This is a genomic window from Pseudomonas sp. LFS074, from assembly GCF_047978165.1.
In the GTDB taxonomy this organism is placed as follows: Bacteria; Pseudomonadota; Gammaproteobacteria; order Pseudomonadales; family Pseudomonadaceae; genus Aquipseudomonas; species Aquipseudomonas putida_P.
Window position 1 is genome coordinate 388997 of the sequence record NZ_JBFPFV010000001.1, and the last position, 26074, is coordinate 415070.

At 62.3% G+C, this 26074-nt stretch carries 22 protein-coding genes; 9 read left to right on the forward strand and 13 right to left on the reverse strand.

The features are described 5' to 3' along the window. Positions 1-78 precede the first annotated feature (78 nt). The 7 genes from waaF to ACNQP3_RS01760 are packed head-to-tail and all read left to right on the forward strand — an operon-like array spanning position 79 to position 7039. On the forward strand, positions 79-1128 hold the full coding sequence (gene waaF / locus ACNQP3_RS01730; RefSeq protein ID WP_012270139.1) for a lipopolysaccharide heptosyltransferase II: 1050 nt from the start codon (positions 79-81) through the stop codon (positions 1126-1128). After that, positions 1129-2187 (forward strand): lipopolysaccharide heptosyltransferase I, encoded by a 1059-nt coding sequence (gene waaC / locus ACNQP3_RS01735; protein ID WP_012270140.1) that lies wholly within the window; start codon positions 1129-1131, stop codon positions 2185-2187. Continuing rightward, entirely contained in the window at positions 2187-3311 is a 1125-nt protein-coding gene (locus ACNQP3_RS01740) for a glycosyltransferase family 4 protein (RefSeq protein ID WP_012270141.1), read from the forward strand. Before waaC ends, ACNQP3_RS01740 begins: the two co-directional genes overlap by 1 nt. Continuing rightward, positions 3308-4114: a lipopolysaccharide core heptose(I) kinase RfaP gene (gene rfaP, locus ACNQP3_RS01745; RefSeq protein ID WP_060493159.1), complete on the forward strand. Its 807-nt coding sequence runs from the start codon at positions 3308-3310 to the stop codon at positions 4112-4114. The genes ACNQP3_RS01740 and rfaP overlap by 4 nt, the downstream gene beginning before the upstream one ends. Next, positions 4114-4848 carry a lipopolysaccharide kinase InaA family protein gene (locus tag ACNQP3_RS01750; RefSeq protein ID WP_012270143.1) on the forward strand — a complete coding sequence of 245 codons (735 nt, stop codon included), beginning with the start codon at positions 4114-4116 and terminating at the stop codon, positions 4846-4848. Before rfaP ends, ACNQP3_RS01750 begins: the two co-directional genes overlap by 1 nt. Continuing rightward, positions 4845-5597 carry a lipopolysaccharide kinase InaA family protein gene (locus ACNQP3_RS01755; protein WP_012270144.1) on the forward strand — a complete coding sequence of 251 codons (753 nt, stop codon included), beginning with the start codon at positions 4845-4847 and terminating at the stop codon, positions 5595-5597. The genes ACNQP3_RS01750 and ACNQP3_RS01755 overlap by 4 nt, the downstream gene beginning before the upstream one ends. Beyond that, positions 5597-7039: a lipopolysaccharide kinase InaA family protein gene (locus ACNQP3_RS01760; protein ID WP_060493158.1), complete on the forward strand. Its 1443-nt coding sequence runs from the start codon at positions 5597-5599 to the stop codon at positions 7037-7039. The genes ACNQP3_RS01755 and ACNQP3_RS01760 overlap by 1 nt, the downstream gene beginning before the upstream one ends. 44 nt (positions 7040-7083) lie before the next feature. Here ACNQP3_RS01760 and ACNQP3_RS01765 read toward each other — a convergent pair whose 3' ends face one another. The 7 genes from ACNQP3_RS01765 to ACNQP3_RS01795 all read right to left on the reverse strand — a co-directional run bounded on the left by ACNQP3_RS01765 (position 7084) and on the right by ACNQP3_RS01795 (position 15394). Then, on the reverse strand, positions 7084-7260 hold the full coding sequence (locus ACNQP3_RS01765) for a hypothetical protein (protein ID WP_012270146.1): 177 nt from the start codon (positions 7258-7260) through the stop codon (positions 7084-7086). Further along, entirely contained in the window at positions 7257-8369 is a 1113-nt protein-coding gene (locus ACNQP3_RS01770; protein ID WP_012270147.1) for a PepSY-associated TM helix domain-containing protein, read from the reverse strand. Before ACNQP3_RS01770 ends, ACNQP3_RS01765 begins: the two co-directional genes overlap by 4 nt. A gap of 56 nt (positions 8370-8425) precedes the next feature. Next, complete coding sequence (locus tag ACNQP3_RS01775; protein ID WP_069943195.1) at positions 8426-10858, reverse strand: TonB-dependent siderophore receptor; 2433 nt, start codon at positions 10856-10858, stop codon at positions 8426-8428. A gap of 218 nt (positions 10859-11076) precedes the next feature. Beyond that, positions 11077-12033, reverse strand: a complete 957-nt coding sequence (locus ACNQP3_RS01780; protein ID WP_012270149.1) for a FecR domain-containing protein — start codon at positions 12031-12033, stop codon at positions 11077-11079. Beyond that, the gene (locus ACNQP3_RS01785) at positions 12030-12548 is read right to left on the reverse strand and encodes an RNA polymerase sigma factor (RefSeq protein WP_012270150.1); all 519 of its coding nucleotides are present in this window, start codon (positions 12546-12548) and stop codon (positions 12030-12032) included. The genes ACNQP3_RS01780 and ACNQP3_RS01785 overlap by 4 nt, the downstream gene beginning before the upstream one ends. A gap of 201 nt (positions 12549-12749) precedes the next feature. Next, positions 12750-13460, reverse strand: coding sequence for a PolC-type DNA polymerase III (locus tag ACNQP3_RS01790; RefSeq protein ID WP_012270151.1), 711 nt, complete (start codon positions 13458-13460; stop codon positions 12750-12752). Continuing rightward, complete coding sequence (locus ACNQP3_RS01795; RefSeq protein ID WP_060493155.1) at positions 13457-15394, reverse strand: DUF294 nucleotidyltransferase-like domain-containing protein; 1938 nt, start codon at positions 15392-15394, stop codon at positions 13457-13459. Before ACNQP3_RS01795 ends, ACNQP3_RS01790 begins: the two co-directional genes overlap by 4 nt. 116 nt (positions 15395-15510) lie before the next feature. Here ACNQP3_RS01795 and ACNQP3_RS01800 point away from each other — a divergent pair, with 116 nt between their 5' ends. Next, positions 15511-16050: a response regulator gene (locus tag ACNQP3_RS01800; RefSeq protein ID WP_060493154.1), complete on the forward strand. Its 540-nt coding sequence runs from the start codon at positions 15511-15513 to the stop codon at positions 16048-16050. A gap of 34 nt (positions 16051-16084) precedes the next feature. On the opposite strand, the gene ACNQP3_RS01805 is transcribed toward ACNQP3_RS01800, so the two are convergent. Then, positions 16085-18262 (reverse strand): malate synthase G, encoded by a 2178-nt coding sequence (locus ACNQP3_RS01805; protein ID WP_060493153.1) that lies wholly within the window; start codon positions 18260-18262, stop codon positions 16085-16087. A gap of 449 nt (positions 18263-18711) precedes the next feature. Between ACNQP3_RS01805 and ACNQP3_RS01810 the strand changes: the two genes are divergently transcribed. Then, the gene (locus ACNQP3_RS01810; RefSeq protein ID WP_049275374.1) at positions 18712-19230 is read left to right on the forward strand and encodes a glycine cleavage system protein R; all 519 of its coding nucleotides are present in this window, start codon (positions 18712-18714) and stop codon (positions 19228-19230) included. Between the two features lie 335 nt (positions 19231-19565). Here ACNQP3_RS01810 and rarD read toward each other — a convergent pair whose 3' ends face one another. From rarD to ACNQP3_RS01835, 5 genes are all read right to left on the reverse strand, one after another. Further along, positions 19566-20453 (reverse strand): EamA family transporter RarD, encoded by an 888-nt coding sequence (gene rarD, locus ACNQP3_RS01815; protein WP_060493152.1) that lies wholly within the window; start codon positions 20451-20453, stop codon positions 19566-19568. A 184-nt stretch (positions 20454-20637) separates the two neighbouring features. Then, the gene (locus tag ACNQP3_RS01820; protein WP_060493151.1) at positions 20638-23082 is read right to left on the reverse strand and encodes a hypothetical protein; all 2445 of its coding nucleotides are present in this window, start codon (positions 23080-23082) and stop codon (positions 20638-20640) included. A 272-nt stretch (positions 23083-23354) separates the two neighbouring features. Continuing rightward, a complete protein-coding gene (locus ACNQP3_RS01825; protein ID WP_012270159.1) occupies positions 23355-24329 on the reverse strand; it encodes a serine/threonine protein kinase in 975 nt (324 codons plus the stop codon). 157 nt (positions 24330-24486) lie between these two features. Beyond that, positions 24487-25251 carry a TOBE domain-containing protein gene (locus ACNQP3_RS01830; RefSeq protein WP_060493150.1) on the reverse strand — a complete coding sequence of 255 codons (765 nt, stop codon included), beginning with the start codon at positions 25249-25251 and terminating at the stop codon, positions 24487-24489. 58 nt (positions 25252-25309) lie between these two features. Further along, complete coding sequence (locus ACNQP3_RS01835; protein WP_264316748.1) at positions 25310-26041, reverse strand: ComF family protein; 732 nt, start codon at positions 26039-26041, stop codon at positions 25310-25312. Positions 26042-26074: the final 33 nt, after the last annotated feature.

Below are 26074 nucleotides of genomic sequence, written 5' to 3' on the forward strand. Positions count from 1 at the left end.
CCACATAGCCTGAATATAAAGAGGGGAGGCCAGGCTGTACCACAGCCTGTAGCCTCCCCGAGCGTTTCTGGACTAAGCATGAGAATACTGATCATTGGCCCCAGCTGGGTCGGCGACATGGTGATGGCGCAGACCCTGTTCCAGTGCCTGAAACAGCAGCACCCCGACTGCGTGATCGACGTACTGGCCCCCGAGTGGAGCCGGCCGATCCTGGAGCGCATGCCTGAAGTGCGCCAGGCCTTGAGCTTCCCGCTCGGCCACGGCGCGCTGGAGCTGGCCACGCGCCGGCGCATCGGCAAGTCCCTGGCCGGCCAGTATGACCAGGCCATTTTGCTGCCCAACTCGCTGAAGTCGGCATTGGTGCCGTTCTTTGCCGGCATCCCCAAACGCACCGGCTGGCGCGGCGAAATGCGCTTCGGCCTGTTGAACGATGTGCGCAAACTGGACAAGGCCCGCTACCCGCTGATGATCGAGCGCTTCATGGCCCTGGCCTACGCCCCCGGCGCTGAGCTGCCGCAGCCGTACCCGCGCCCCAGCCTGCAGATCGAAGCGCAAAGCCGTGACGCCGCCCTGGCCAAGTTCGGCCTGGAGCTGGACCGCCCGGTGCTGGCGCTGTGCCCTGGCGCCGAGTTTGGCGAGGCCAAGCGCTGGCCCGCCGAGCACTATGCCGCCGTGGCCGACGCGATGATCCGCCAGGGCTGGCAGGTGTGGCTGTTCGGCTCGAAGAACGATCACCCGGTCGGCGAGCAGATACGTGACCGGCTGATCCCGGGGTTCCGTGAAGAATCGTCCAACCTGGCCGGTGAAACTTCGCTGGCCGAAGCCATCGACCTGATGTCCTGCGCCCATGCCGTGGTGTCCAACGACTCCGGCCTGATGCACGTGGCCGCAGCCCTGAATCGCCCATTGGTGGCGGTGTACGGCTCGACCTCGCCCGGCTTCACCCCGCCGCTGGCCGAACAGGTAGAAGTAGTGCGCACGGGCATCGAGTGCAGCCCATGCTTTGACCGCACCTGCCGCTTCGGCCACTACAACTGCCTGCGCCTGCTGGAACCGGGCAAAGTCATCGCCGCCCTGCACAGCCTGAGCGGGCCGGACCTGATCGATACCGTGGCCGAGGTCGACTAAGTGCGGGTACTGATCATCAAGACCTCGTCGCTGGGTGATGTGATCCACACCCTGCCGGCACTCACCGATGCCGCTCATGCCATTCCGGGTATCCGTTTCGACTGGGTAGTTGAAGAAGGCTTCGCCGAAATCCCCAGCTGGCACCCGGCGGTCGACCAAGTGATCCCGGTGGCCATCCGCCGCTGGCGCAAGAACGTGTGGCAAACCATCAAGAGTGGTGAGTGGAAGGCGTTCAAGCAACGGGTGCGCGAGCGCAAGTACGATCTGGTTATCGATGCCCAGGGCTTGGTCAAGTCGGCCTGGCTGACCCGCTACGTGAAGGCCACGGTCGCCGGCCTGGACCGTTATTCGGCACGCGAAGGCTGGGCAAGCCGCTTCTACGACCGACGCCTTTCGGTTGCCACCGGCCAACACGCCGTGGAACGGGTACGCCAGCTGTTCGCCATGGCCCTGGCCTACGACCTGCCGGAGGGCATTGGCAACTACGGCCTGGACCTCGACCGCCTGCAGTTGCCGCCGGCTGCGCCTTATGTGGTGTTCCTGCACGGTACCACCTGGGCGACCAAACATTGGCCCGAAGCCTACTGGCGCGAACTGGCCGAGCGCATGGGCCGGCGTAAGCTGGAAGTGCGTCTGCCCTGGGGCAACCCGGCCGAGAAGGCGCGGGCCGAGCGTATCGCTCAGGGCTTGAACAACTGCCAGGTGCTCCCCAAATTGAACCTTGCCGGCGTCGCGCGCGTACTGGCGGCGGCAAAAGCCTGCGTGGCGGTCGACACCGGCCTTGGCCACCTGGCGGCGGCACTCGATGTGCCCACCATTTCGCTGTTCGGCCCGACCAACCCGGGCCTGACTGGCGCCTACGGACGGACCCAGATTCACCAGGCCAGTGACTGGCCATGCGCTCCCTGCCTGCAGAAGAAGTGCACCTACAAACCGAGCGCCGACGACCTGCGCCGGTTCGATCTGAAACGCGAGTGGCCGCTGTGCTTCACTCGCCTGAATCCCGAGCATGTGGCGGGCCGCTTGAGCGCGTTGCTGCTGGCTGAGGATGTCCGTTGATGCAACTGGCTTTCGTGCTTTACAAATATTTCCCCTTCGGCGGGCTGCAGCGCGATTTCATGCGCATTGCCCTGGAATGCCAGAAGCGGGGCCACCAGATCCGTGTGTACACGTTGATCTGGGAGGGTGACATTCCGCCGGGCTTCGAAGTGCTGGTGGCGCCGGTGAAAGCGATTTTCAACCACCGCCGCAATGAGAAACTCAGTGCCTGGATGGCCGCCGACCTGGCCAAGCGCCCGGTCGACCGCCTGATCGGCTTCAACAAAATGCCGGGCCTGGATGTGTACTACGCTGCCGACGGCTGCTTCGAGGACAAGGCGCAGACCTTGCGCGGTGGCTTGTACCGCCGCTGGGGCCGCTACCGGCACTTTGCCGAGTATGAGCGCGCGGTGTTCGCCAAGGACGCCCATACCGAAGTGTTGATGATTTCCGAAGTGCAGCAGCCGCTGTTCATCAAGCACTACGGCACCCCGGTGGAACGCTTCCACCTGCTGCCACCGGGTATTTCCCAGGACCGCCGTGCGCCGGCCAATGCCGCCGAGATTCGCGCCGAGTTTCGCAAGGAATTCAACCTGGGCGAGGATGACCTGCTGCTGGTTCAGATTGGTTCGGGCTTCAAGACCAAGGGTGTGGACCGCAGCCTCAAGGCCCTGGCCGCGCTGCCGTCGGCCCTGCGCAAACGCACGAAGCTGATGGTGATCGGCCAGGACGACCCCAAGGTGTTCCAGCTGCAAAGCGCCACCCTGGGCCTGGGCGACCAGGTGCAGTTCCTCAAGGGCCGCAGCGACATTCCGCGCTTCCTGCTGGGTGCCGACCTGCTGATTCACCCGGCGTACAACGAGAACACCGGTACAGTGCTGCTCGAAGCGCTGGTGGCCGGTCTGCCGGTGCTGGTGTCCAAGGTGTGCGGCTACGCCCACTACATCGCCGAGGCCGACAGTGGCCTGGTGCTGGACGAGCCGTTCGAGCAGGAACAGCTCAACGGTTACTTGCAGCGCATGCTCGAAGACCCGCAGGCCCGCGCCAGCTGGTCGCGCAACGGCCTGGCATATGCAGAAACCGCCGATCTGTACAGCATGCCGCAGCATGCTGCCGACGTGATCCTGGGGCAGAAAACCGCATGAAGCTGATAGTGGCCGAACCCTTCAAACGCCTGTGGGCCGGGCGTGATGCCTTCGACGCCGTAGAAGCGCTGCAAGGCGAGGTCTATCGCGAACTGGAAGGGCGCCGCACGCTGCGTACCGAGGTGGAGGGCGAGGGGTTCTTCGTCAAGATCCACCGCGGCATTGGCTGGGGCGAAATCTTCAAGAACTTGTTCACGGCCAAGCTGCCAGTGCTCGGCGCCGGCCAGGAGTGGCGGGCCATCCAGCGCCTGCATGAGGTGGGTGTGCCGACCATGACCGCCGTCGCCTACGGCGAGCGCGGCAGCAACCCGGCCACGCAGCACTCGTTCATCATCACCGAAGAACTGGCGCCAACCATCAGCCTTGAAGACTACAGCATCGACTGGGTCAAGCAGCCGCCCGAGCCGCGCCTGAAGCGCGCGCTGATCGCCGAAGTGGCGAAGATGACTGGCGGTATGCACCGCGCTGGGGTCAACCACCGCGACTGCTATATCTGCCATTTCCTGCTGCACACCGACCGACCGGTGACGGCGGATGACTTCAAACTGTCGGTGATCGACCTGCACCGCGCGCAAACCCGGGCGACAATCAGCCGCCGCTGGCGTGACAAGGACCTGGCCGCGCTGTACTTCTCGGCGCTGGACATCGGCCTGACCCAGCGCGACAAGCTGCGTTTCCTGCGCGGTTACTTCCAGCGCCCGCTGCGCCAAGTCCTCAAGGACGAAGCCGCGTTGCTCGCCTGGTTGGAGCGCAAGGCGCAGAAACTCTACGATCGCAAGCAACGCTATGGGGATGCACTCTGATGGCGAGTTGGACACTGGCGCCGGGTTACGAACACCTGGCGACGGACTTCGGCAGCCTCGATGCGGTATTTGCCATCCAGGGCGAACGCCTGACCCGCGACCCGCTCAGCGAAGTGGTCCGTATCGAACGCAGCGGGGTCAACTACTACGTCAAGCGCTACACCGGGGCCGGCAAGCACATGCGTCGCTACCTGGGCCGGCCGCGCATCAAGGCCGAATGGCAGAACCTCAAACAGTTCGCCAAGTGGGGCATCCCCACTGCTGAGGTGGTGGCCTGGGGCCTGGAGCGCAACGGCCTGGCATTTGGCCGTGGGGCGATGATCACCCGTGAACTGCCGCGCACCGAAGACCTGTCGGCACTGGCCGAGCGCCACGATGCGCGCCTGGCCGACCGTGCCTGGGTCGACCATGTCAGCCGTCAGCTGGCGCGCCATACCCGGGTAATGCACGAGCACCGTTTCGCCCACAACGACCTGAAGTGGCGCAACCTGCTGGTCGATGACCAGGGCACGCTATTCTTCATCGACTGCCCCACCGGCGACTTCTGGCGCGGTTTCATGTGGCGACACCGGATGATCAAGGACCTGGCATGCCTGGACAAGGTGGCCAAATACCACCTGTCCGCCACCCAACGCCTGCGCTTCTACCTGCAATACCGTGGCCGCGACCGGCTGAATGTGCGCGACAAGAAGCGCATTCGCCAGGTATTGGGCTTTTTCGAGGGAAGGGAATGACCGATTACCTGGCCAGCGCGGACCTCGCGCTGCTCAAACGCCATGGCCTGGACGACTTCGAGGCGCTGTGGGCGCTGCAACTCGAGGCTGTGGACGAACCCAACACCGGCCGTGGCGGCTGGAGCAGCGTGTTTCGCCTGGAACTCGAAGGCAAGGGCTACTACCTCAAGCGCCAGAGCGACTACCTGACCCGCACCCTGCACCGGCCGTTCGGCGAGCCGACCTTTGCCCGTGAGTTTCGCAACATCAGCCGCTACCAGAAGCTGCACATTCCTGCGTTGCAGGCAGTGTTCTATGGTGAGCGCAAGCAGGGCGGCAAGCACCGGGCCATCCTGATGACCCGCGCTTTGGACGAGTGGGCCGACCTCGACGGCCTGCTGGCCCAATGGCCACAGCTGGGCGACGCCGAACGCAACGGTATCCTGCAGGCCTGCGGCCAGCTGGCGCGCACACTGCACAGCGCCGGCCAGGTGCATGGCTGCTTCTACCCCAAGCACATCTTCCTGCGCCAACGCCGCGACGGTTGGGACGCGCAGTTGATCGACCTGGAAAAGACCCGGCCATTGCTGTTCGGCATGCGCGACCGCCTCAAGGACCTGGAGCCGCTGCTGCGCCGCGCCCAGGCCTGGAGCGAGCAGGATGTGCGTACCTTGCTGGCCACGTACCTGGCACAGCCGGCCGATGGTTCGCTGGTGAATACCTGGCTGCAACGCCTGACGCAACGCCGTCGTGAAAAAGAGGCCCGCTGATGCGTTTGTCTGAATTGAAAGATGCCGGCCGCAACCCGTCGTTGCCGCTGAGCATCACCCTGGCCGATGCCGCTGGCAGCGCTGACCTGCAACTGCTCAGCTTGCTGCGCGTGTTGCCAGGCCAGCGTTATGTGGGCGCTGGTGTGTGGCGCGGCACCCCGGTGCTGGCCAAGTTGCTGGTAGGCGGCAACGCGGCTAGGCATTTCCAGCGCGAGCTGCAAGGTGTGAAGTTGCTGGCCGAGCAGGGCCTGACCACGCCCAAGCTGCTGGCCGACGGCCTCAAGGAAGGCGAAGGCGGCTGGCTGCTGTTCGAATTCCTCGACGGTGCCGAAAGCCTGGCCGATGCCTGGGCCGCAGTTGAAAACCTGCCCGTGCTGGGTGACGAACAGCACCTGGTGCTAGGCGAAGCGCTCACCGCCGTTGCGCACATGCACGCCCAAGGCCTGTGGCAGGAAGACTTGCACCTGGACAACCTGCTGCGCCATGGCGGCAAGTTGTACTTGATCGACGGCGCTGGCATCAAGGCCGAAACACCTGGCCAACAGTTGTCGCGTCCGCGTGTGCTGGAAAACCTCGGCGTGTTCTTCGCCCAATTGCCCAAGCGCCTGGAGCCGTTCATCGAAGAGCTGCTGGTGCACTACCTGCTGGCCAATGCCGAGCATGCGCTACCGCTGGAAGCCCTGCAGAAACAGGTAGACAAGGTGCGCAACTGGCGGCAGAAGGACTACCTGGAAAAGGCCGGCCGCGAGTGCAGCTTGTTCAGCGTCCAGCGCAGCCTCTCGGGGTTGCAGGCGATCCGCCGCAGTGAAGTCAGTGCCATGCAGCCGGTGCTGGCGCAGGCCGATACGCTGATCGACAAGGGCCATCTGTACAAGACCGGTGGCGCCGCCAGTGTGGCACGCATCGAAGTGAACGGTCGTCAGCTGGTGCTCAAGCGCTACAACATCAAGAACACCGCGCATTGGTTCAAACGCTTTTGGCGCCCGAGCCGTGCCTGGCATTCGTGGATCGAGGGCCATCGTCTGGAGTTCCTCGACATTGCCACACCCAAACCGTTGGCGGTGCTGGAGCAACGGGTCATGGGGCTGCGCAGCCGTGCTTACCTGGTGACCGAGTACGTCGATGGCCCGGACCTCACCGCGTGTTTCGCACCGTTCGTGGAGAACGGCGATGCACCGGAGGAACAGGTAGACGCCCTGGTGCATGTGATGCAGCAGCTGATCCGCGAACGCATCAGCCATGGCGACTTCAAGGGCCATAACCTGTTCTGGGACAACGGCCGGTGGTCGCTGATCGACCTCGACGCCATGTGCCAGCACGCTACCCAGCTCAGCTTCGCCCCGGCCTACGCCCGTGACCGGGCGCGGCTGCTGCGTAACTGGCCGAGCGGCAGTGCCTTGCATCAGCGGCTAGACCGGCTGCTGCCCAAGCTGGCCGAATGATCCGCGGGTAATCGTTCGGCAACACCCGGTTTCAGCGGGCTACCTCAGCGGCGCCACAGGCCGCGTATCGAGAACCACGCAGGTAGCCCAAGGCCTAGCCAGGACAATCCATCCCAGCCGCCATCACCGAGCAAGGCGGCGAACAGCCCCAGGGCGCCCAGCAAGGCGATCAGCGCCGGCCAGGCGAAAATGCGCGCAGTGGTTTGCGACTTGTGGCTCATGCACGCGCCTCCCTGGGCTTGCGCTGCTTGCCCCACCACAGGTACAGGCCGCTGCAGAGCACGATGATGGTCAGCACGTCGAGCACCGCCCAGAGGATTTGCATCGGCCGCCCGCCGTAGTCGCCGAAATGCAAGGGTTGCGACAGGCCCATGGCGTCCATGTACCAGGGGCGCTCGCCGACCGCTGTCACCTCAAGGGTGCGGGCATCGATCAGTACCGGCGTGAACAGGTGCGAGCTCAGGTGCGTGGCACCGTTCATGAACACCGCATAGTGGTGCTCGCTGGAGAAGCGCGTGCCGGGGAAGGCGATGAAATCCGGGCGCATGCCGGGGGCGGCCTGTTCGGCAATTTCCAGCAGGCGTGTGGCGGGTGCGCGCTCGGTGAGCGGCGGGGCGTCGCGGTAGGGGGCAACCATGGCGGCCAGGCTGTCGTTGCGCCAAGCCGCGATGACCAGGTCGGACAGGGCGCTGATCACACCGGTCACGCCTACCGTCAATGCCCAGGCCAGGGTGACCACGCCAATCAGGTTGTGCAGGTCCAGCCAGCGCAGGCGGCGGGACTTTTCGTGGCGCACGGTGCCGAAGTCCAGGCGGCGCATGAACGGCGCATAGAGCACGGTGCCAGAAACGATCGCGACGATGAACAATACACCCATGAAGGCCAGCAGCAGTTTGCCGGGCAAGCCGGCGAACATGTCCACGTGCAGGCGCAGCATCACCATCATGAAGCCGCCATTGGCGGCGGGCATTGCCACTGCTTCGCCGGTGCGGGCGTCGAGCATGAAGGTGTGCGACAGGTTGGGGTCGGTGCCAGCGGTGGCGGCGGTGATGGCCACCACGCCGTTGGGTTCGTCCTCTTCGTAGCCAAAGTACTGCATGACCTCGCCGGGTCGGTGCTGCTGCGCTTTGAGTACGAGCTGCTGCAAATCGAGGTGTGGGGTGCCTGCTGGCATTTCACGCAGTTCGGGGGCGTCGCCGAGCAGGTGTTCGAGTTCGTGGTGGAAGATCAGCGGCAGGCCGGTGATTGCCAGTAACAGCAGGAACAGGGTACAGACCAAGCTGCTCCAGGTGTGGATCACGGACCAGCGGCGGATGGTTGGGCTTTTCATCACGGTACCGATTGTTGTCTGTTGGAGCCTGGGGCCGCAAAGCGGCCCCAGCTCACTCAGAACTTGTAAGTGGCGCTGGCGACAACGCTGCGCTCATCGCCGTAGTAGCAGTAGTACGAGTCACAGGTAGAGAGGTAATCCTTGTTCAACAGGTTGGTGGCAGTGACCGCCACCGACGCGCCCTTCAGGCTGGTGTCCAGGCGACCCAGATCGTAGTGCACGGATGCATCGAACACCGTGTAGGCCTTGGCCTTGCCCAGGTAGGTATTGCCTTGGTCGCCATAGGTATTGCCGGTGTAACGCGCGCCTAGGCCAATGCCAAAGCCGTCGAGCACGCCGGAGTGCCAGGTGTAGTCACCCCATACCGAGGCTTGCTGGTTCGGCATCAGCTGGAGGCGGTTGCCTTTGTACAGGCCGTCCTGTACTTCAGATTTTGCCAGGGTGTAAGCGGCAATCACTTTCAGGTTTTCGGTAACGTCGGAAACCGCTTCAAGCTCCAGGCCGTGAACTTTCACTTCGCCGGTCTGGCTGGTGACGGTTACGCCACCGACGTTGTTGGTGACCGAGACGTTCTTCTGGGTCAGGTCATACACGGCTGCCGACAGCAGGGTGTTGGAGCCCGGTGGTTGGTACTTGATGCCCAGCTCCCACTGCTGGCCTTCGGTCGGCTTGAGCGACTCGGTCGCTGAAGCGCTGGCATTGCTGGTAGGTTGGAACGACTCGGCATACGACAGGTACGGCACGAAGCCCGAATCGAAGACATAGCTGATGGCCGCGTTGCCGCTGAACTTCTTGTCGCGCTGGGTATTGGTGGCATCGCCCTGGTTGAAGTACTTGGTACCGGTATGCACCCAGTCCTCACGACCGCCCAAGGTCAGGCGCCAGTTGCCAAGCGCCATCTGGTCCTGGACATACAAGCCGGTCTGACGGGATTTCTGGTTGTAGTCGTAGAACGCCGTGGAGCGGTCCGGGCGAGTGATCGGCACCCCGTAGACCGGGTTGATGACATTGCTGTCCGGCACGTTGAAGCCGAAGATCGACAGGTAATTGGTGTTGATGCGCTGGTGGTCCAGGCCGAGCAGCAGGGTGTGGCTGATGTCGCCAGTGGTGAAGTCGGCCTGGAAGTTGTTGTCCACGGCGAACTGGCTGATGTCTTCGTCCGTGTTGGTGGACATGCGGCTGACCGTGCCATCGTCTTTCACCGGGCCACCGGGCTCGTAATAGCTGCCGGGCGTGATGGTCTGGAACGACAAGTCCGTCTTGGTGTAGCGCAGGTTCTGACGGAACTGCCAGACGTCGTTGATACGGTGCTCGAAGGCATAGCCCAGCGCGTAATAGGTGCGGTCGTAGAACTCGTAGTCCGGGTCACCGAGGTTCTTGTGGTGCGAGATTTTGCCGAATGGCATGTCGATCTTGGTGCCCTGGATAGGGCGGAACTGGCTGGTGGCACCGGTATCGTCGCGGGTGAACTGGGTGAGCAAGGTCAGCGTCGTGTCCTCGTCGATGTTCCAGGTCAGGCTCGGGGCAATGTTGTAGCGCTTGTCGTCGATGTGGTCGATCTGCGTGCCGCCGTCGCGGATTACCCCACTGACGCCATACAGAAAGCGGCCTTCATCGTCGATTTTGCCGGTGCTGGCGAAGTTGATCTGGCGATGGTTGTCGCTGCCGTACTGCAGTTCGATCTCATGCTCGCTTTCTGCTTGTGGGCGACGGCTGACCATGTCCAGCAGGCCGCCGGGTGGGGTCTGGCCATACAGCGAGGACGCCGGGCCGCGCAACAGGGCAAGGCGGTCGAGGTTCCAGGTTTCGGCTTTCGGGTTGGCGTACACACCGCGTGGCAGTGGCAGGCCGTCGAGGAACTGAGTGGGCTCGAAACCGCGCACGCGCATCCAGTCGTAGCGCGTGTCGCTGCCGAAGCTGGCGGACACGATGCCAGGCATGTAGCGCACGGCATCATCCAGGCTGTGCACGCCGCGGTCTTTCATCTGCTCGCGAGTGGCGACGGAAATGGAGCGAGGGACTTCGACCAGCGCGGTGTCGGTCTTGGTGCCAGCGGCGGTGCGCTTGGCCAGGTATCCGTCTACCGGGCCCCAGGCGTTTTCAGAAACGCTCGCCGCGTCTACTGTGGTTTCTGGTAGCGCCAGGGTGCCATCCGGGACGGCCACCAGGCTGTAGCTGCCCGCGCTGCTCTGTTGCAACTGCAGGCCAGTACCGCGCAGGGCGGCTTGCAGGGCGCCGAGGCCGTCGTACTGGCCGCTTACCGGGGCCGAGGAGCGGCCGCTGACCAGTGCCGGGTCGATGGCCAAGGCAATACCGGCCTGGCTGGCGATCTGGTTGAGGGTGGTGGCCAGTGGCGCGCTGGGCAGGTTGTAGGCGCGCGGAGCGGACTGCTCGGCGGCGAACAAGGCAGTGCTGGCCAGCGGTGCGGCCACGGCGATGGCCAGGGCCATCAGGCTGGGGCGCAGGATACGATCTACGGCACGGGACATGCGGCGGTTCCTCGACGGGTAAGTGCTTGCTGCTTCCTTGCCGAGCGAGATTTGAAAAGTGACAGGGTGAATCTGAAAAAAAGTGAGAATTATTTGAAATTGGTTTTTGCCTGCATTGGCCGCTTCGCGGTTAACCCGCCCCCACAGGTGTTTCACACGGCCTGAAACGGGTGGGGGGCTGTGGGAAAGGGGTCACCCGCGATGAGGGCGGTGCGGGTTTATTTGGGAACGACGTTGACCCACCACTGGGTATGCCGCTCGATCTTCACCGGTAATGCCGGCACTAGCGATGCCAGCGCCAGATCGGTGTCGGTCAGCGGGAAGCTGCCGGTCACGCGCAGGTTGGCGACCCTGGCGTCCACCCCGAGGTAGCCGCTGCGGTACTGGCCCAGCGCGGCCAGCAGGTCGCCCAGGCGCACGTTGTCGACCACCAGCATGCCGCGGGTCCAGGCATCGGCACCGGCTGGCACCGTGCCGACCTGGCCGAGGCCGTTGGCATTCATCAGCACTTGCTGGCCTTCACGCAGCACGTGTTCGTCGCCGCTGTTATGCGGCATGGCGGCGACCGAGGCTTGCAGCACTTCCAGGCGTGTACCTTCAGCTTCGCGGCGTACCAGGAAGCGTGTGCCCAATGGCCGCAGGCGACCGTCGTCGGTGCGCACCAGCAGCGGGCGCGGGTCCTGGTGGCCGGTTTCGACCGAGATTTCGCCCTGGTGCAGCACAATCACCCGTTGTTCGCCGGCATAGTCGATATCCACGGCGGTGTGGGTGTTCAGGCTCAGCAGTGTGCCGTCTTCCAGGCGCAAGGTACGCAGTTCGCCCGTGGCGGTGCGCTGGTCGGCCAGCCAGTAGCTGGGCGCCAGCGACGGGGCACCGACCCAGGCCAGCAGCGAACCGAGCAGGAACATACCGGCCAGCCCGCCGCCAACCTTGCCGATGCGTCGCCGCAGGCCGACACGCGATTGCAGCAGGGCCTGGCGTGCCGGGCCGGCCGCAGCACTGACACGTTGGTCCATGGCGCCCAGCTGGCGCCAGGCACGCGCGTGTTCTTCGCTGGCGGCATGCCAACGCATGAACGCGTTGCGCTCATCCGGTGTGCCGCTGGCGTCGTCGAGGCTGAGTTTCCAGGCGATGGCGGCTTCCAGTACCCGGGACGAAACCGGTGCGTTGCTCACGTCGGCTCCCCGTACAGGGCCACGTAGCACTGGCGCATGCCTTGGGCGATGTACTGGCGCACACGCGATACCGAAACGCCCAGGCGCTCGGCGATTTCGGCATGGCCCATGCCGTCCAGCCGGTTATGCAGGAACGCCGCGCGGGCCTTGCTCGACAGCTTGCCGAGCAGGCGGTCGATGGCCTTGAGGTCTTCGAGGATCAGGTGCTGCACTTCTGGCGAGGGGTGTTCGGCTTCCGGGATCAGCGCCAGCTCGGCCAGGTAGGCCTGTTCCAGCGCGGCGCGGCGAAAGTGGTCGAACATCAGCCCCTTGGCCACGGCGGCGAGAAAGGCGCGGGGTTCGCGGGGTGTGTCCAGTCGCTCGCGACCCAGCAGGCGCACGAAGGTGTCCTGGCTCAGGTCTTCGGCACGTTGGCGGCAGGCCATGCTGCGTTGCAGCCAGGCGAGCAGCCAGCCGCGATGGTCGCGGTACAGCGAATCGACCAGATCGGCGTGTGGGCTCTGTGCAGAAGACAAGCAGCGTCCCCCCGGAACGAATGTATTAACTAACGATAATTATTCGCGATTGTTGCAGAGGGGAGGGGGTGGGTGCAATGGACGCTTATCGGATTGCCATCATGGGGAAGGGTGATGGGATTGGCTTGAGTGTTTTAGCGCCTGTGAAATCGAGCGCCCCCGGGCGGCGCTCGATTTGACAGGCCCTGCCGCACTCAAACCCTACAAACCGTGACTTTGCACGTTGCGCCGCCGCCACCTGCGCAGTCGCTGTTCCAGCTGCAACGGGCTGTCCAACTGCTGGCGCCGGGCCTGGCTGAACAGGATCAGTGCCAGCTCTGCAGTCACCTGGGCATCGGCGCTGGCGTGGTGGCGCTCTTCCACTTGCAAGCCAAAGCGCGCCACCCAGTCATCCAGCCCGGCTTCGCGCAACACCGTGTCGGGGTTGAGCATCGGCGCAAGCTCGGCAACGTCGAGAAAAACAGATTGCAAGCGATGACCAAGGCTTTCCTTCAACGCCCGTGCCAGCATGCGCTGGTCGAATGGCGCGTGAAACGCCAGCACCGGGCTGTCGCCCATGAAATCGAGCAAATCCAGCAAGGCCTCGGCTGGGTCGCAACCTGCAGCCAGAGCGCTGGGGCCCAAGCCGTGGATCAGCACGCTGGCGTTGGTTTTCTGCAACGGCCGGTGCAAGGTGCGCTCGAACTGCTGGGCAAAGTCGATGGCACCGTCCTCGATGGCCACCGCCCCGATCGACAGCACCTGGTCACGGTTGGGGTTGAGCCCGCTGGTTTCCAGGTCCAGCACCACCCAGCGCTGCTCGCGCAAACTGCACACACCCAGGGGCGCCGGTTTGGCGTGTCGGGCCAGGCGCTGGCGCGTGATGGAGTCCAGTTCGGGCGCACTGGGGCGCAGCCAGGCGAACAGGCTCATAGCTGATACCGCAAGGCCAGACTGCTTTGCAGGCGCTGGGCCTGACGCAGGGATTCGCGCAGGATGCGCCGGTCCAGGTGGTTGAGGTTGTCCGGGTCAAGCCGGTTGGAGTACGGCAGGTTGTCGCGGGTCTGGCGCTGGTGCTGCTGCATGCGGGTCTGCTGGATGAAGTGGTAGGCCTCTTCATAGGCGGCGCCGTCCAGCGGCTCGATCACGCCCTTGGCCACCAATTGGCGCAGGCGTTCCAGGGTATTGCAGGCGCCAATGCCATTGGCCAGGGCCAACAAGCGGGCGCCATCGACGAAGGGCGTCAGGCCCTGGACTTTGAGGTCGAGGGTGGCGGCCTTGTCGTTGCCCTGGCGGGTCAGCACGAACTCGCGCAGGCGACCTACCGGCGGGCGCTGGCGCAGAGCGTTGTCGGCCAGCATGCGTTGGAAGATGCGGTTGTCGGCGACCTGCTGAAGCAGGCCCTGGCGCAGTTGCTCGCAGCCTTGTTCGTCGCCCCACACTACCCGCAGGTCGAAGTAGATGCTCGAACCCAGCAGGTTTTCCGGGCTGGCTTCACGAACAAAGCCGGCAAAGCGCCGCGCCCATTCGCTGCGCGACAGGCACAAGTCAGGGTTGCCGGCCATGACGTTGCCCTTGCACAGGGTAAAGCCGCACTGGGCCAGGCACTGGTTGATGTATTGCGCCAGTGGCAGCAGGCGGGCGCGGATGGCGTCGGCCTCGGCCTTGTCGATGGCTTCGAAGAGGATGCCGTTGTCCTGGTCGGTATGCAGTGTCTGCTCGCGTCGCCCTTCGCTGCCAAAGCACAGCCAGCTGAAGGGCACGCCGGGGTCGCCACGCTCGGCCAGGGCCAGCTCGATCACCCGGCACACGGTGTGGTCGTTGAGCAGGGTGATGATCTGGGTGATCTGGGTCGACGATGCGCCATGGGCCAGCATGCGCTCGACCAGTTGGCTGATTTCACCGCGCAGCGAGACCAGGGTATCCAGCCGAGGCGCATGGCGAATGGTGCGCGCCAGGTGCACCAGGTCGACCCGTTGCAGAGAGAACAGGTCGCGCTCGGAAACCACCCCGCACAGGCGCCGGTTTTCCACCAGGCACACATGGGCAATATGCCGCTCGGTCATGGCCATGGCAGCGTCGAAGGCGCTGGCCTGGGGGCTGAGGTAGAACGGCTTGGCGGTCATGTGCCGGTCGATGGGCGCACCCAGGTCGGCATCCTCCGCGGCCACCACCTGGCGCAGGTCGCGCAGGGTGAATATGCCGGTGGGGTAGCGCTGCGGGTCGACCACCACGATGCTGCCCACCTGTTGCTCGTGCATCAGCCGCACGGCTTCGCGCAGGGACGTGTCGCCGCTGCACACCACCGGGTGACGCATGGCCAGTTCGCCCAGGGGGGTGTTCAACGAATACTGGGTGCCGAGGGTTTCCACCGCACGCTGGCGTACTTGCTGGTTGACCTGGTCAAGCAGGCTGCTCACTCCACGCAGGGCAAAATCCCGAAACACTTCAGACATCGAGAACACGCGGATGAACGCGGCCTTGTTCAACTGCAGGCAGAAGGTGTCTTCACCGGCCAGGTGCTCGGTGCGGGTCGCCCGCTCGCCCAGCAGGGCGGCCAGCGGGAAGCATTCGCCACTGGTGATTTCGAAGGTGGTCTCCACGCCAGGCTTGACCAGGTGCTGGCGCTCGCCAACCACGCGGCCCTGCTTGACGACGTAGAAGTGCTCGACCGGCCCATCGGCAGGTTTGACGATGCTTTCGCCACCGGCGTAGAAGCGCAGCTGGCACTGCTCGACCAGGTAGGCCAGGTGGCTGTGCTCCATCTGGTTGAACGGCGGAAAGCGCTGCAGAAACTGCAGGGTGCCTTGAATGTTCTGCAGTACTGCTGTCCTGCCCGCCTGGCTGTAGGCGTCCTTTTTGCTCATGAAACTGACCGTATCGCTACGCCGAACTATATATATCTATATATAGGTGCCGGCCCTGTTGTTTTCTGCCTCCATGGTCGGCTTGCGGCGGGGTGGTGCCCATTGGACGTAAGTCTATGAGTACCCCTGTCAGAGACCCGACGAAAGGCGAAACGGGTTACGCAAGTAATGCGGTCCTAATGCTGAAGCAGAATTTTTTTGACGAGATGGCCATGCCTGAGCAAACCGACATCCTGAGCGACGCCGAACGCGAGGCATTGGCCGTGGTGAGTGCGCCTGTCGCGCCAAAACCGTTGGTGTTGATCGTTGATGACAACCCAGTGAACAGCGAGGCTCTAGGCTATTACCTGAAAAGCAGGGGTATCGACAGCATGACCGCCGATGGTGCCCAGGAGGCTTTTTGGAAGTTGCACTGGGAACCCAGAATCGCACTGATGATCACGGATTTGCGCATGGAACCCAAGGACGGGATGGACTTGATCCGCCAGATACGCGAGTCAAAGTGGGCGGCGTTGTCGATCATCGTGGTGTCGGGCGACACCGATGTGAAAGAGGCGGTGGATGTGATGCACCTGGGAGTGGTGGATTTCCTGCTCAAGCCGGTGGACCTGGGCAAGCTGCTGGAACTGGTGAAAAAAGAACTGAAAATGCAGTGAAGCAGAAAGGGGCCGCAATGCGGCCCCTTGCGGTTTACAACCCGTTACGCGCCTTGAACTCGCGGCGACGGCGGTGCAGCACCGGCTCGGTATAGCCGTTCGGCTGCTTGCCACCTTCCACTACCAGCTCCACGGCCGCCTGGAACGCGACGTTGTCGTCGAAGTTCGGCGCCATCGGACGGTACAGGGCGTCGCCAGCGTTCTGCTGGTCAACCACCACGGCCATGCGCTTGAGGCTTTCCAGCACCTGCTCCTGGCTGACCACGCCGTGGCGCAGCCAGTTGGCCAGCAGCTGGGCGGAGATGCGCAGGGTGGCACGGTCTTCCATCAGGCCGACGTTGTTGATGTCCGGCACCTTCGAGCAACCCACGCCCTGGTCGATCCAGCGCACCACGTAGCCGAGGATGCCCTGGGCGTTGTTGTCCAGCTCGTTGCGGATTTCTTCGGCCGACCAGTTGGTGTCGGCGGCCAGCGGGATGGCCAGAATGTCGTCCACCGAGGCCGGGGTACGCGAAGCCAGTTCACGCTGACGCGCCTGCACGTCCACCTTGTGGTAGTGCAGGGCGTGCAGGGTGGCGGCAGTCGGCGACGGCACCCAGGCGGTGTTGGCACCGGCCAGTGGGTGGGCGATTTTCTGCTCGAGCATGGCTGCCATCAGGTCAGGCATGGCCCACATGCCCTTGCCGATTTGCGCACGGCCTTGCAGGCCGGTGGCCAGGCCAACGTCGACGTTGTTGTTCTCGTAGGCGCCGATCCATTTCTCGTTCTTCATGGCGCCCTTGCGCACCACGGCGCCGGCTTCCATCGAGGTGTGGATTTCATCGCCAGTGCGGTCGAGGAAACCGGTGTTGATGAACGCCACGCGCTCGGCGGCCGCCTTGATGCAGGACTTGAGGTTGACCGTGGTACGGCGCTCCTCGTCCATGATGCCGACCTTGACGGTGTTGCGCGGCATGCCCAGCAGGTCTTCGACCTGGCTGAAGATTTCGGCGGCGAAGGCCACTTCTTCCGGGCCGTGCATTTTCGGCTTGACGATGTACACGCTGCCGCTGCGGGTGTTCTTGCGGCTGGTGTTGCCGTTGAGGTTGTGCAGGGCGATCAGGTTGGTGAACAGGCCGTCCTGGATACCTTCGGGGATTTCGTTGCCTTGGGCATCGAGTACCGCCGGGTTGGTCATCAAGTGGCCAACGTTGCGCACGAACAGCAGCGAACGGCCGTGCAGCGTCACGCTGCCACCGTTGGGCGCGGCGTACTCGCGGTCCGGGTTCATGGTGCGGGTGAAGGTTTTGCCACCCTTGCTCACGGTTTCGGCCAGGTCACCTTTCATCAGGCCCAGCCAGTTGCGGTAGACAACGACCTTGTCGTCGGCGTCGACGGCGGCAACCGAGTCTTCGCAGTCCATGATGGTGGTCAGTGCCGACTCCATCAGGATGTCTTTCACGCTGGCGGCGTCGGTGCTGCCGACCGGGGTGTTGGCATCGACCTGGATTTCGAAGTGCAGGCCGTTGTGCTTGAGCAGCACAGCGGTCGGTGCGGCGGCGTCACCGTGGAAGCCGATCAGTTGGGCGTCGTCGCGCAGGCCGCTGTTGCTGCCACCTTTGAGGGCAACAACCAGCTTGCCGCCTTCGATGCGGTAGCCGGTGGAGTCGACGTGCGAGCCAGCGGCCAGTGGCGCGGCTTCATCGAGGAAGGCGCGGGCGAAGGCGATGACCTTGTCGCCACGGACCTTGTTGTAACCCTGGCCTTTTTCGGCGCCGCCTTCATCACTGATGGCGTCGGTGCCGTACAAGGCGTCGTACAGCGAACCCCAGCGGGCGTTGGCGGCGTTCAGGGCGAAGCGGGCGTTCATTACCGGCACCACCAGCTGCGGGCCGGCCATGTGGGCGATTTCTTCGTCCACGTTCTGAGTGGTGGCCTGGAAATCGTCAGCTTGTGGCAGCAGATAGCCGATTTCCTGGAGGAATGCTTTGTAGGCTACGGCGTCGTGGGCCTGGCCTTGGCGTGCCTGGTGCCAGGCGTCGATCTTGGCTTGCAGCTCGTCGCGCTTGGCGAGCAGGGCTTTGTTCTTTGGAGCGAGGTCATTGATGATCTTCTCTGCACCCGCCCAGAACTGCTCGGCGACGATGCCGGTCCCTGGGATGGCTTCGTTGTTCACGAAGTCGTACAGGACCTTGGCGACCTGAAGGCCACCGACTTGAACGTATCCAGTCATTGCTTGCCTCACTCTGCTCAGCTATTTCGCTCTTCTGTATTAAGCCTGTAGCGCTTCTCTAAACACGGCACCCGTGCGTGCTCCCCGGTTGTGCCGGGCGCGGCTGGGTGCGGCCGGCCAGACGGGCTGGCGGGCAGTGTGCGTATTTTCACAGGCGCCTTGGCAGACATCCAAACGACGTTTTGTAGTCCGCGCCACGGGATACTACATGAAGCAGTAGGCGGGGCAAAATCAGACTAAAAGCGCCGTTCTGCGACCCGTTGGTCGCGTATGGTCACGCTGGGAGTGGGTATGTTCGCAAAAAACAGGTGGATTGTTCCAGATAAATCTTGAAACAGTACACGATTCGTTGTGCGGATTGCCCTGCGGCAGGTTGCCGCGCCTTGCCTATACTGAGTCGATCCCCCGATTTTCTGCCGCCCGGCGCGGTTCGACACGAGGAAGGGCTTGTGGATCATCTTGTACTGACTGTTATTGCCCCTGACAAGGCCGGCCAGGTCGAACGCATTGCCCAGTGCATCGCCGACCACAGTGGCAATTGGCTGGAAAGCCGCATGTCGCGCATGGCCGGGCAGTTTGCCGGCATCTTGCGGGTGGCGGTGCCGGCCGAAAACTACGCAGAACTGGTGGCCTCACTGCAGGGGCTGGCCCGGTATGACATTCGCGTGCTGATTGCCGAAAGCGGGATCGAGCCGTCGTGTACCTGGAAGCCGATTGCCATGGAGCTGGTGGGTAATGACCGGCCGGGGATCGTGCGAGACATTACGCGGTTGCTGGCGGATCTGGGGGTGAACCTTGAGCGGTTCACCACTGAGGTGCGGCCTGCGCCGATGAGCAGCGAGCCTCTTTTCCATGCCGATGCGTTGCTGGCGCTGCCGTTGACCCTGTCGCTGGATGAACTGCAGCAAAAGTTGGAGAGCCTGGCGGATGACTTGATGGTGGAGTTGCAGTTGCGGGCGGAGGATTGATCCGAGATTGCCGGGGCCGCTGCTTTGCAGCCCATCGCGACACAAGGCCGCTCCTACAGGGGTTACGCGGTCCCCTGTAGGAGCGGCCTTGTGTCGCGATGGGCTGCAAAGCAGCCCCCTGCGGTTATCCCGATATCACGGGGAAGGCCCTGTGGATAACCTGGGGGTGTACCTCTCCAGCCCAGGTACCATCAGCCTTACACGGTTTTGTTCAAAAAACACCCAAATATCAGCAGCTTGTGCACAAAGCACGGGGACGAGGGTGTGGATAACCTTTGGAGATGTCTCTGCAGGGCACGGCCCACATGGCCTGCAGAGTTTTGGTTGTTTTTTGATCAGCTGCGTTTGCGCAAACTCAACCAGGCATCGACGCTGTAAATCGCCAAACCCGCCCAGATGAACATGAACGCTATCAGGTTGCTCGACGACAGGTGCTCATCGAACAACAGCACCGCCTGCAACAGCACCAAGGTCGGCGCCAGGTACTGCAAGAAGCCCAGGGTGGTATACGGCAGGTGCCGCGCCGCAGCGTTGAAGCACACCAGCGGCACCAGCGTTACTGGCCCGGCAGCCATCAACCACAGTGCTTCGCTGCTGGTGTAGAACGCCCCCTGGGCACTCATCGCCGCCGGGTGCAGCAGCAGCCAGCCCAGGGCCAGCGGCACCAGCATCCAGGTTTCCACCACCAGCCCCGGCAGTGCGGCCACCGGTGCCTGCTTGCGGATCAGCCCATAAAAGCCAAAGCTCAGTGCCAGCACCAGCGACACCCAAGGCAGGCTGCCCACTTGCCACACCTGCTGGGCCACACCCACGGCGGCCATGCCCACCGCCAGCCATTGCAGGCGGCGCAGGCGCTCGCCAAGAATCAGCATGCCCAGCAACACATTGATCAGCGGGTTGATGTAGTAACCCAGGCTGGCCTCAAGCATGCGCCCGTTGTTCACCGACCACACGTAAGTCAGCCAGTTACCGGCGATCAGTGCCCCGCTCAACGCCAGGATGCCCAGCCGGCGTGGGTTGTCGCGCAGCTCACGCCACCAGCCGGGGTGTTTCCACACCAGTAGCAGCAGCGAGCCGAACAGTGCTGACCAGAGCACCCGGTGGACGATGATCTCCACCGCCGGGACGCTCTGTATCGCCTTGAAGTAAATGGGGAACAGGCCCCAGATGATGTAGGCGCTCAGGCCCAAAGTGTACCCGCGACGCGGGTTTGCGGCGTGCATGCAGAATCCTTGCTCAGCTAGCTAAATATAGCGCGGGGTATTTCAGCACAGGTTGGCCGGTTGTGCTGCGACGAATTAAATGTGGGAACGAGGGCTTGGCCCTGGTTTTTGGAGGTCGTGACATTGATACCTGAACCGGCAATGATCGCTGCATCGATCATTGCCGGTTGTTGAACGACTGGCGTTAAACCGCCTTGGCTTCATCAGGCGCATGAAGCGCCATGAACTGTTCAACGTCGATGAAGGGCAGTGGCAGGATCATGCTGGCGTAATCTTCTGTTACGTCGTTTGTTGCCACAATAACGGCGTACTCTTCCGCCTTTGATGGGTCTGGTGTGTAAACACCGTCGATGCAGGTGCCGCTACCGACGCGAACGTGCCACGACGTATTTTCTGGGTCCACCAGCTCTGCGGGTCTGCTTTTCGGCTTCCACCAAAACTCAAACCTCACACCTTCGCCAGCCCGCGTGGCCTCCAGCCAGTGATTGTCTTGAATAGCTATCGGCAGGAGTACATCAACGTACTTGCTGGTGGCCCCACTGCTGACCTTGATGCGGCTGTGGCGTATGTACATATCGAGCAATGGCATGCTGTCGTCCCAGTCTGGGACTTCGCCTACAGTGGGGGCTAGATACCTTTTCGACGCTTGTGCCAAAGGGTCGCCGTTGTCGATGTCCTCAAGCTTGCCAAACCCTTCGACGGCCCAGTTGATCGCGCCTTTGTTCATCTCGCCCGCCAGGATATCGTTGTAGGCACCGAGATTCAGCGTCATGACGGACGGATAGACACTCACGGTAGTTCGCAGCACGCTTACCAGGGCATGGGCAACATTATCGCCAGACTTGGCAGTTACGATGACCTTGATGAAGCTGTCGTCGAACGTATCGGCAGCGGGTGCAGTGTACACACCCGTTCCAGGGTCGATCTCACCTTTCAGGTCGTCACCGGTGTAATCAGGGAGGTGCTGTACGCTCCAGACTACGCCTGGGGTAGCGGGCTCGGTCGTGAAGGCAATGCGGCCACCGGTCAGTACGCTTGTTTCACCTTGATCGATCGCGGTGTTGTCACTTGTGGAAATGCTGAACTTGGTGCGATCAGGGGCCAATTGACCTACCGTGAGCAAATCATTTGGCCAATGCACGGAGTCAAGGGCAACCTGGGAGTTTCGGAATAGCAGTGATGATAGGATGAACGTGTCAATCTCCACGTCAAGCGTTGTAAATCCAGACATGATGCTATCCAGAAACTCTTTAAACTTGGGTTCGGACCGTTCGTAGCAAAGGCGGTATACTCTTTCGCCATAATGCACGTGTTTCCCAAGGTCTCCGGTGGCCATCAAGTTATAGGTGTAGTCCTGTTTGGTTTTTTCGAGTGCCAGCGAATGCTTGCCTTCAATTGTTTCAATGGTGAACTTGTATTCAAGGCGTATGCTCCAGCTGTTTACAAATTCGCCGTCCTCTATAATCGGATCGAGACCCGAGCGCGGTGTATATGCCCTTCCAGCTGCGCGATGTTCGTCGTTCCAATCGACGATCATTAGGTCGTTTTTGAAAGTTATTCTAAAATTTTTGGCTGTGTCATGTTCGGGGGGGCAGGTGTAGGTGGCGTTGTATTTGGTGAATGTTGTGACGTTTGGCCCAGCGTTGTCATAAAATTCAAAGCCATCAATAGAGAGTTCTCCCGTTGCCCTGTAGCCTAAGCCGCCTGTAAGTAGGGGTGCCCAGTCAAGTAGACTGATACCCGAAGCAGATTCCTTCAGTTGTTTGATTATCAGATTTTTCGTTATGAAATCAGAGTTGATCAGCACGTTTGCACTGTAACCGTCTGGCAAGAGGTATGGCAGCTTGTCGTTTCGATCGGGTGGGATGGCATTCGAACTGTCGAACCCTTCGAGCTCTACAAATAAAACAACGGCCCCGTCACCAAAGGACGCCTGGTTTCTAAGCCGTGTGCCGGGTGCGCCGTGGGTGCGAATCTTGAAATCCTTTGGCTTGAGTATAAGGTCTGCTAGATTAGCTAGTTCACCCAGTGTGTACTCGATGATTTCTCGCTGTCCGGGTTGTACCGTGTAGGCTTCAAAGTATTCTTTGAAATGCAACCCCAGTTTGTCTAGTTCGAATTGTGTTGTGCCACCGTAGAAGGCATAGTTAGTACCTGCAGCATAGCTGAAGTAAACTCTGCCATTCTCCGATACTGCATTCCTAGTGTTTTTCAACTCGATATCGAATACAAGCGATGGCCCATTGATAGGGGAAGCCTTCGCCAAGCGTGTGACCTGCCGGCGCGTGCTGCCTACCGCTTGACTTAGCTGAAGCTGCTTGCCTCTGACCGTTCGCATCATCAGCGTAGCTTTAGAATCGCTGAGGTCTGCATTCTCAAATGTCAGCCTTGGCTGGTCCAGGCAGAAGTCACTCAACTGATGATAAGAAACGCCTGATTCGATATCGACCTCACTGTTCATCGGGTCCAGGAATAGCTCTCCCGTGTAGCGCTCAATAAACTCCTGTTTCAGTACATTGTTTGCTGTTTTTCTATCGAATGCCACGATCACGGGGTAGCCAAAATTTTTCCGTGCTTTGGCTATCTCGTTCAGAAAATCTTCAAGTGACTGGCGTACAAAATTATTCATCGTCTTCTCTCTTTAATTAAGCTGCCTGCAAGGCGCCCCGTTCCAGCCTGGTTATGAGGCGGCCAGTGGTAGCCGACAGGGGGCGCTAGTTGGCTTGCCAACATTAATTTGAGTGGTCCGCTTAATATTTTCTACGCCTGCTTTAATTATTTGCCTACTGGCAAAAATGCTAGGTGTTCAGCCCATAGAGAAGTTTCAGGTGGGGTGCCGGCATCTCGCCTGCCGGCTGGCGTGTCAGGGTATTGCTAGCTAAATCATTTCTGATGCAAGCACTAGAACAACTTCAGCGGTGGTTCGTCCAACGCGGCCATCTGCTCGCGCAGGGCAAGAATCTGGTCGCCCCAGTAACGTGGCTGGCCGAACCACGGGAAGCTGGGTGGGAATGCCGGGTCGTCCCAGCGCCTTGCCAACCAAGCGCTGTAGTGCAACTGACGCAGGGCGCGCAGGGGCTCGATCAAGGCCAGTTCGCGCGGGTCGAAGTCGTGGAACTCGTTGTAGCCGTCGATCAGCTCGGCCAGCTGCCCAAGGCGCTCCTCGCGGTTGCCGGCCAGCATCATCCACAGGTCTTGTACCGCCGGGCCCATGCGGCAATCGTCGAGGTCGACCACGTGGTACACCTCGTCGCGGTGCATCAGGTTGCCGGGGTGCAGGTCGCCGTGCAGGCGGATGAGCTGATGCGGTGTACGGGCGTAGATGTCCTCCACCCGCTTGAGCAGGTCGCGTGCCACGGACTCGAAGGCCGGCAACAGTTCGCGAGGGACAAAACCACCTTCCAGCAGGGTGTTCAGCGAGGCGTGGCCGAAGTTGTCCACAGCCAGGGCTTCACGGTGCTCGAATGGCCTGCTGGCACCCACGGCATGCAGACGGCCGAGCAACTGGCCAAGGCGGTAAAGCTGATCGAGGTTGCCTGGCTCCGGGGCATGGCCGCCGCGGCGGGGGAAAAGTGTGAAACGGAAGCCCTGGTGTTCGAACAGGGTGCGGCCGTCGTGCTGCATCGGCGCAACCACCGGCACTTCACAGTCGGCCAGTTCAGCGGTGAAGCTGTGTTCCTCAAGAATGGCCGCATCGCTCCAGCGGCCTGGGCGGTAGAACTTGGCGATCAGCGGCTGCGCGTCTTCGATGCCCACCTGGTAGACGCGGTTCTCGTAGCTGTTCAGCGCCAACACGCGGGCATCGCTGAGGAAGCCCAGGCTTTCCACGGCGTCCAGGACCAGGTCGGGGGTGAGGGTGTCGAAGGGGTGGGACATGATGGCTCCGGGGATAGGCGGCATGGAGCCCATGGTACAGCGTTATACCTGTACCGGCCTCTTCGCGGCTAAAGCCGCTCCCACAGGTTTTGTGAGCATCCTTCAGGCGACGCGGTCCCTGTGGGAGCGGCTTTAGCCGCGAAGAGGCCCGCCCAGGCTATGCAGGTACCCCGATCAGCACAACGGACGGATTAAACTGCACCCGCACCGAACTACCAGCCGCCACTTGTAGCCCGGCCAACCAATCCGCTTCGGCAATGGCACACAGCGTCTGCCCATTACCCAATGCCAGTCGGACCTCGCTGGGCCCGTCATCCGCTGCCAACACTTCTTCCACCGTAGCACTCAAGCAGTTGCTGCCGACCTCGGCTTGCTCCCCCTGCGCCAACAACCGCACCCACCCGGCCTTGAGCAGCGCTACTACCATCGTCCCCAGCGTCAGCTCCAGCCGCGCGGTGCTGTCGTGCGTGATCAGCGCATCGATTTCCAGCCCGCCGCCCAACGCCAGGCTGACGCGGTCATACCGGCCCTCGCGGCGCAGGCCGCTGACCTGGCCCTGCAGCTGGTTGCGCGCACTGGTGCGCAGCATCAGGCGCCCGAGCAGGTCGAGGTCGCTGGACTCTTCGGCGGCTTCGAGGATTTGCGCCTGCAGGGCCTGCAACCTTTGATACAGGCGCAGCACCCGCTCGCCTTCCGGCGACAAGCGCGCACCGCCACCACCTCGACCACCGGTGCTGCGCTCGACCAGGGGTTGGCTGGCCAGGTTGTTGAGCTCGTCGATGGCATCCCAGGCCGCCTTGTAGCTGATGCCCGCTGCCTTGGCGGCGCGGGTGATCGAGCCTTGTTCGGCAATGTGCTGCAGCAGCGCGATGCGCTGGGGGCGGCGGGCGATGTGCTGGGTAAGCAGAGTAGGCAGCGGCATGAGCATTGAGTCGTTGTAGGTGATGGGCCTGAAGGTGAATTGTGTAGGACTGCACAGGTCATGCATACCCTGGTTTGGGCGTGCGTGCCAGGCAATACACATCTACCTGTCGCGCTCCGGCCTTGCGCAGCACCTGAGCAATGGCCTGCGCGGTGGCACCGGTGGTCAACACATCGTCGACAACAGCGACATGCTTACCTGTCAGCTTGCCAGTGACCGCAAACGCCTGACGCAAGTTGCGTCGCCTTGCCTTGGCAGTCAGCTGTTGCTGCGCAGTCGTTTCGCGCGTGCGCATCAGCAATCGCTCATCGCAAGGTAGCCGCAGTTGCGAAGACAACCAACGCCCAAGCATCCCCGCCTGGTTGAACCCTCGCTCGCGCAGTCGACGGCTTGCCAAGGGCACAGGCAACAGCAGGTCTGGGCGCGGTAGCCCTTCGGCAAAGCGGTGCAGCAGCCCATGCCCGAGTAACTCAGCCATCAAGCGCCCCAATGGCCATTGACGATTGTGCTTGAAGCGGCTGATCAACGTGTCCACCGGAAAGCCGTAGTGCCACAGGGCAATGACCTGATCGAAGGCCGGCAAGCGGCGGCAGCACTGGGCGCAAGTCAGCCCGGCCATGGGCAAGGGCAGGGCACAATGCTGGCAGTGATCACCCAGCCAGGGCAGTTCCTGCTCGCAGGCGGTGCACAATGGGTAGCGCTGCTCGGCAGGCTCATCGCACAGCAAACACGTTTGATTAATAAGTGAGCACTTGTAAACCAGCCTTTTCCAGTGTGGTTGACAGTTCATAGGCCTTCCATGACTATGCGAGCTATCCGTGAT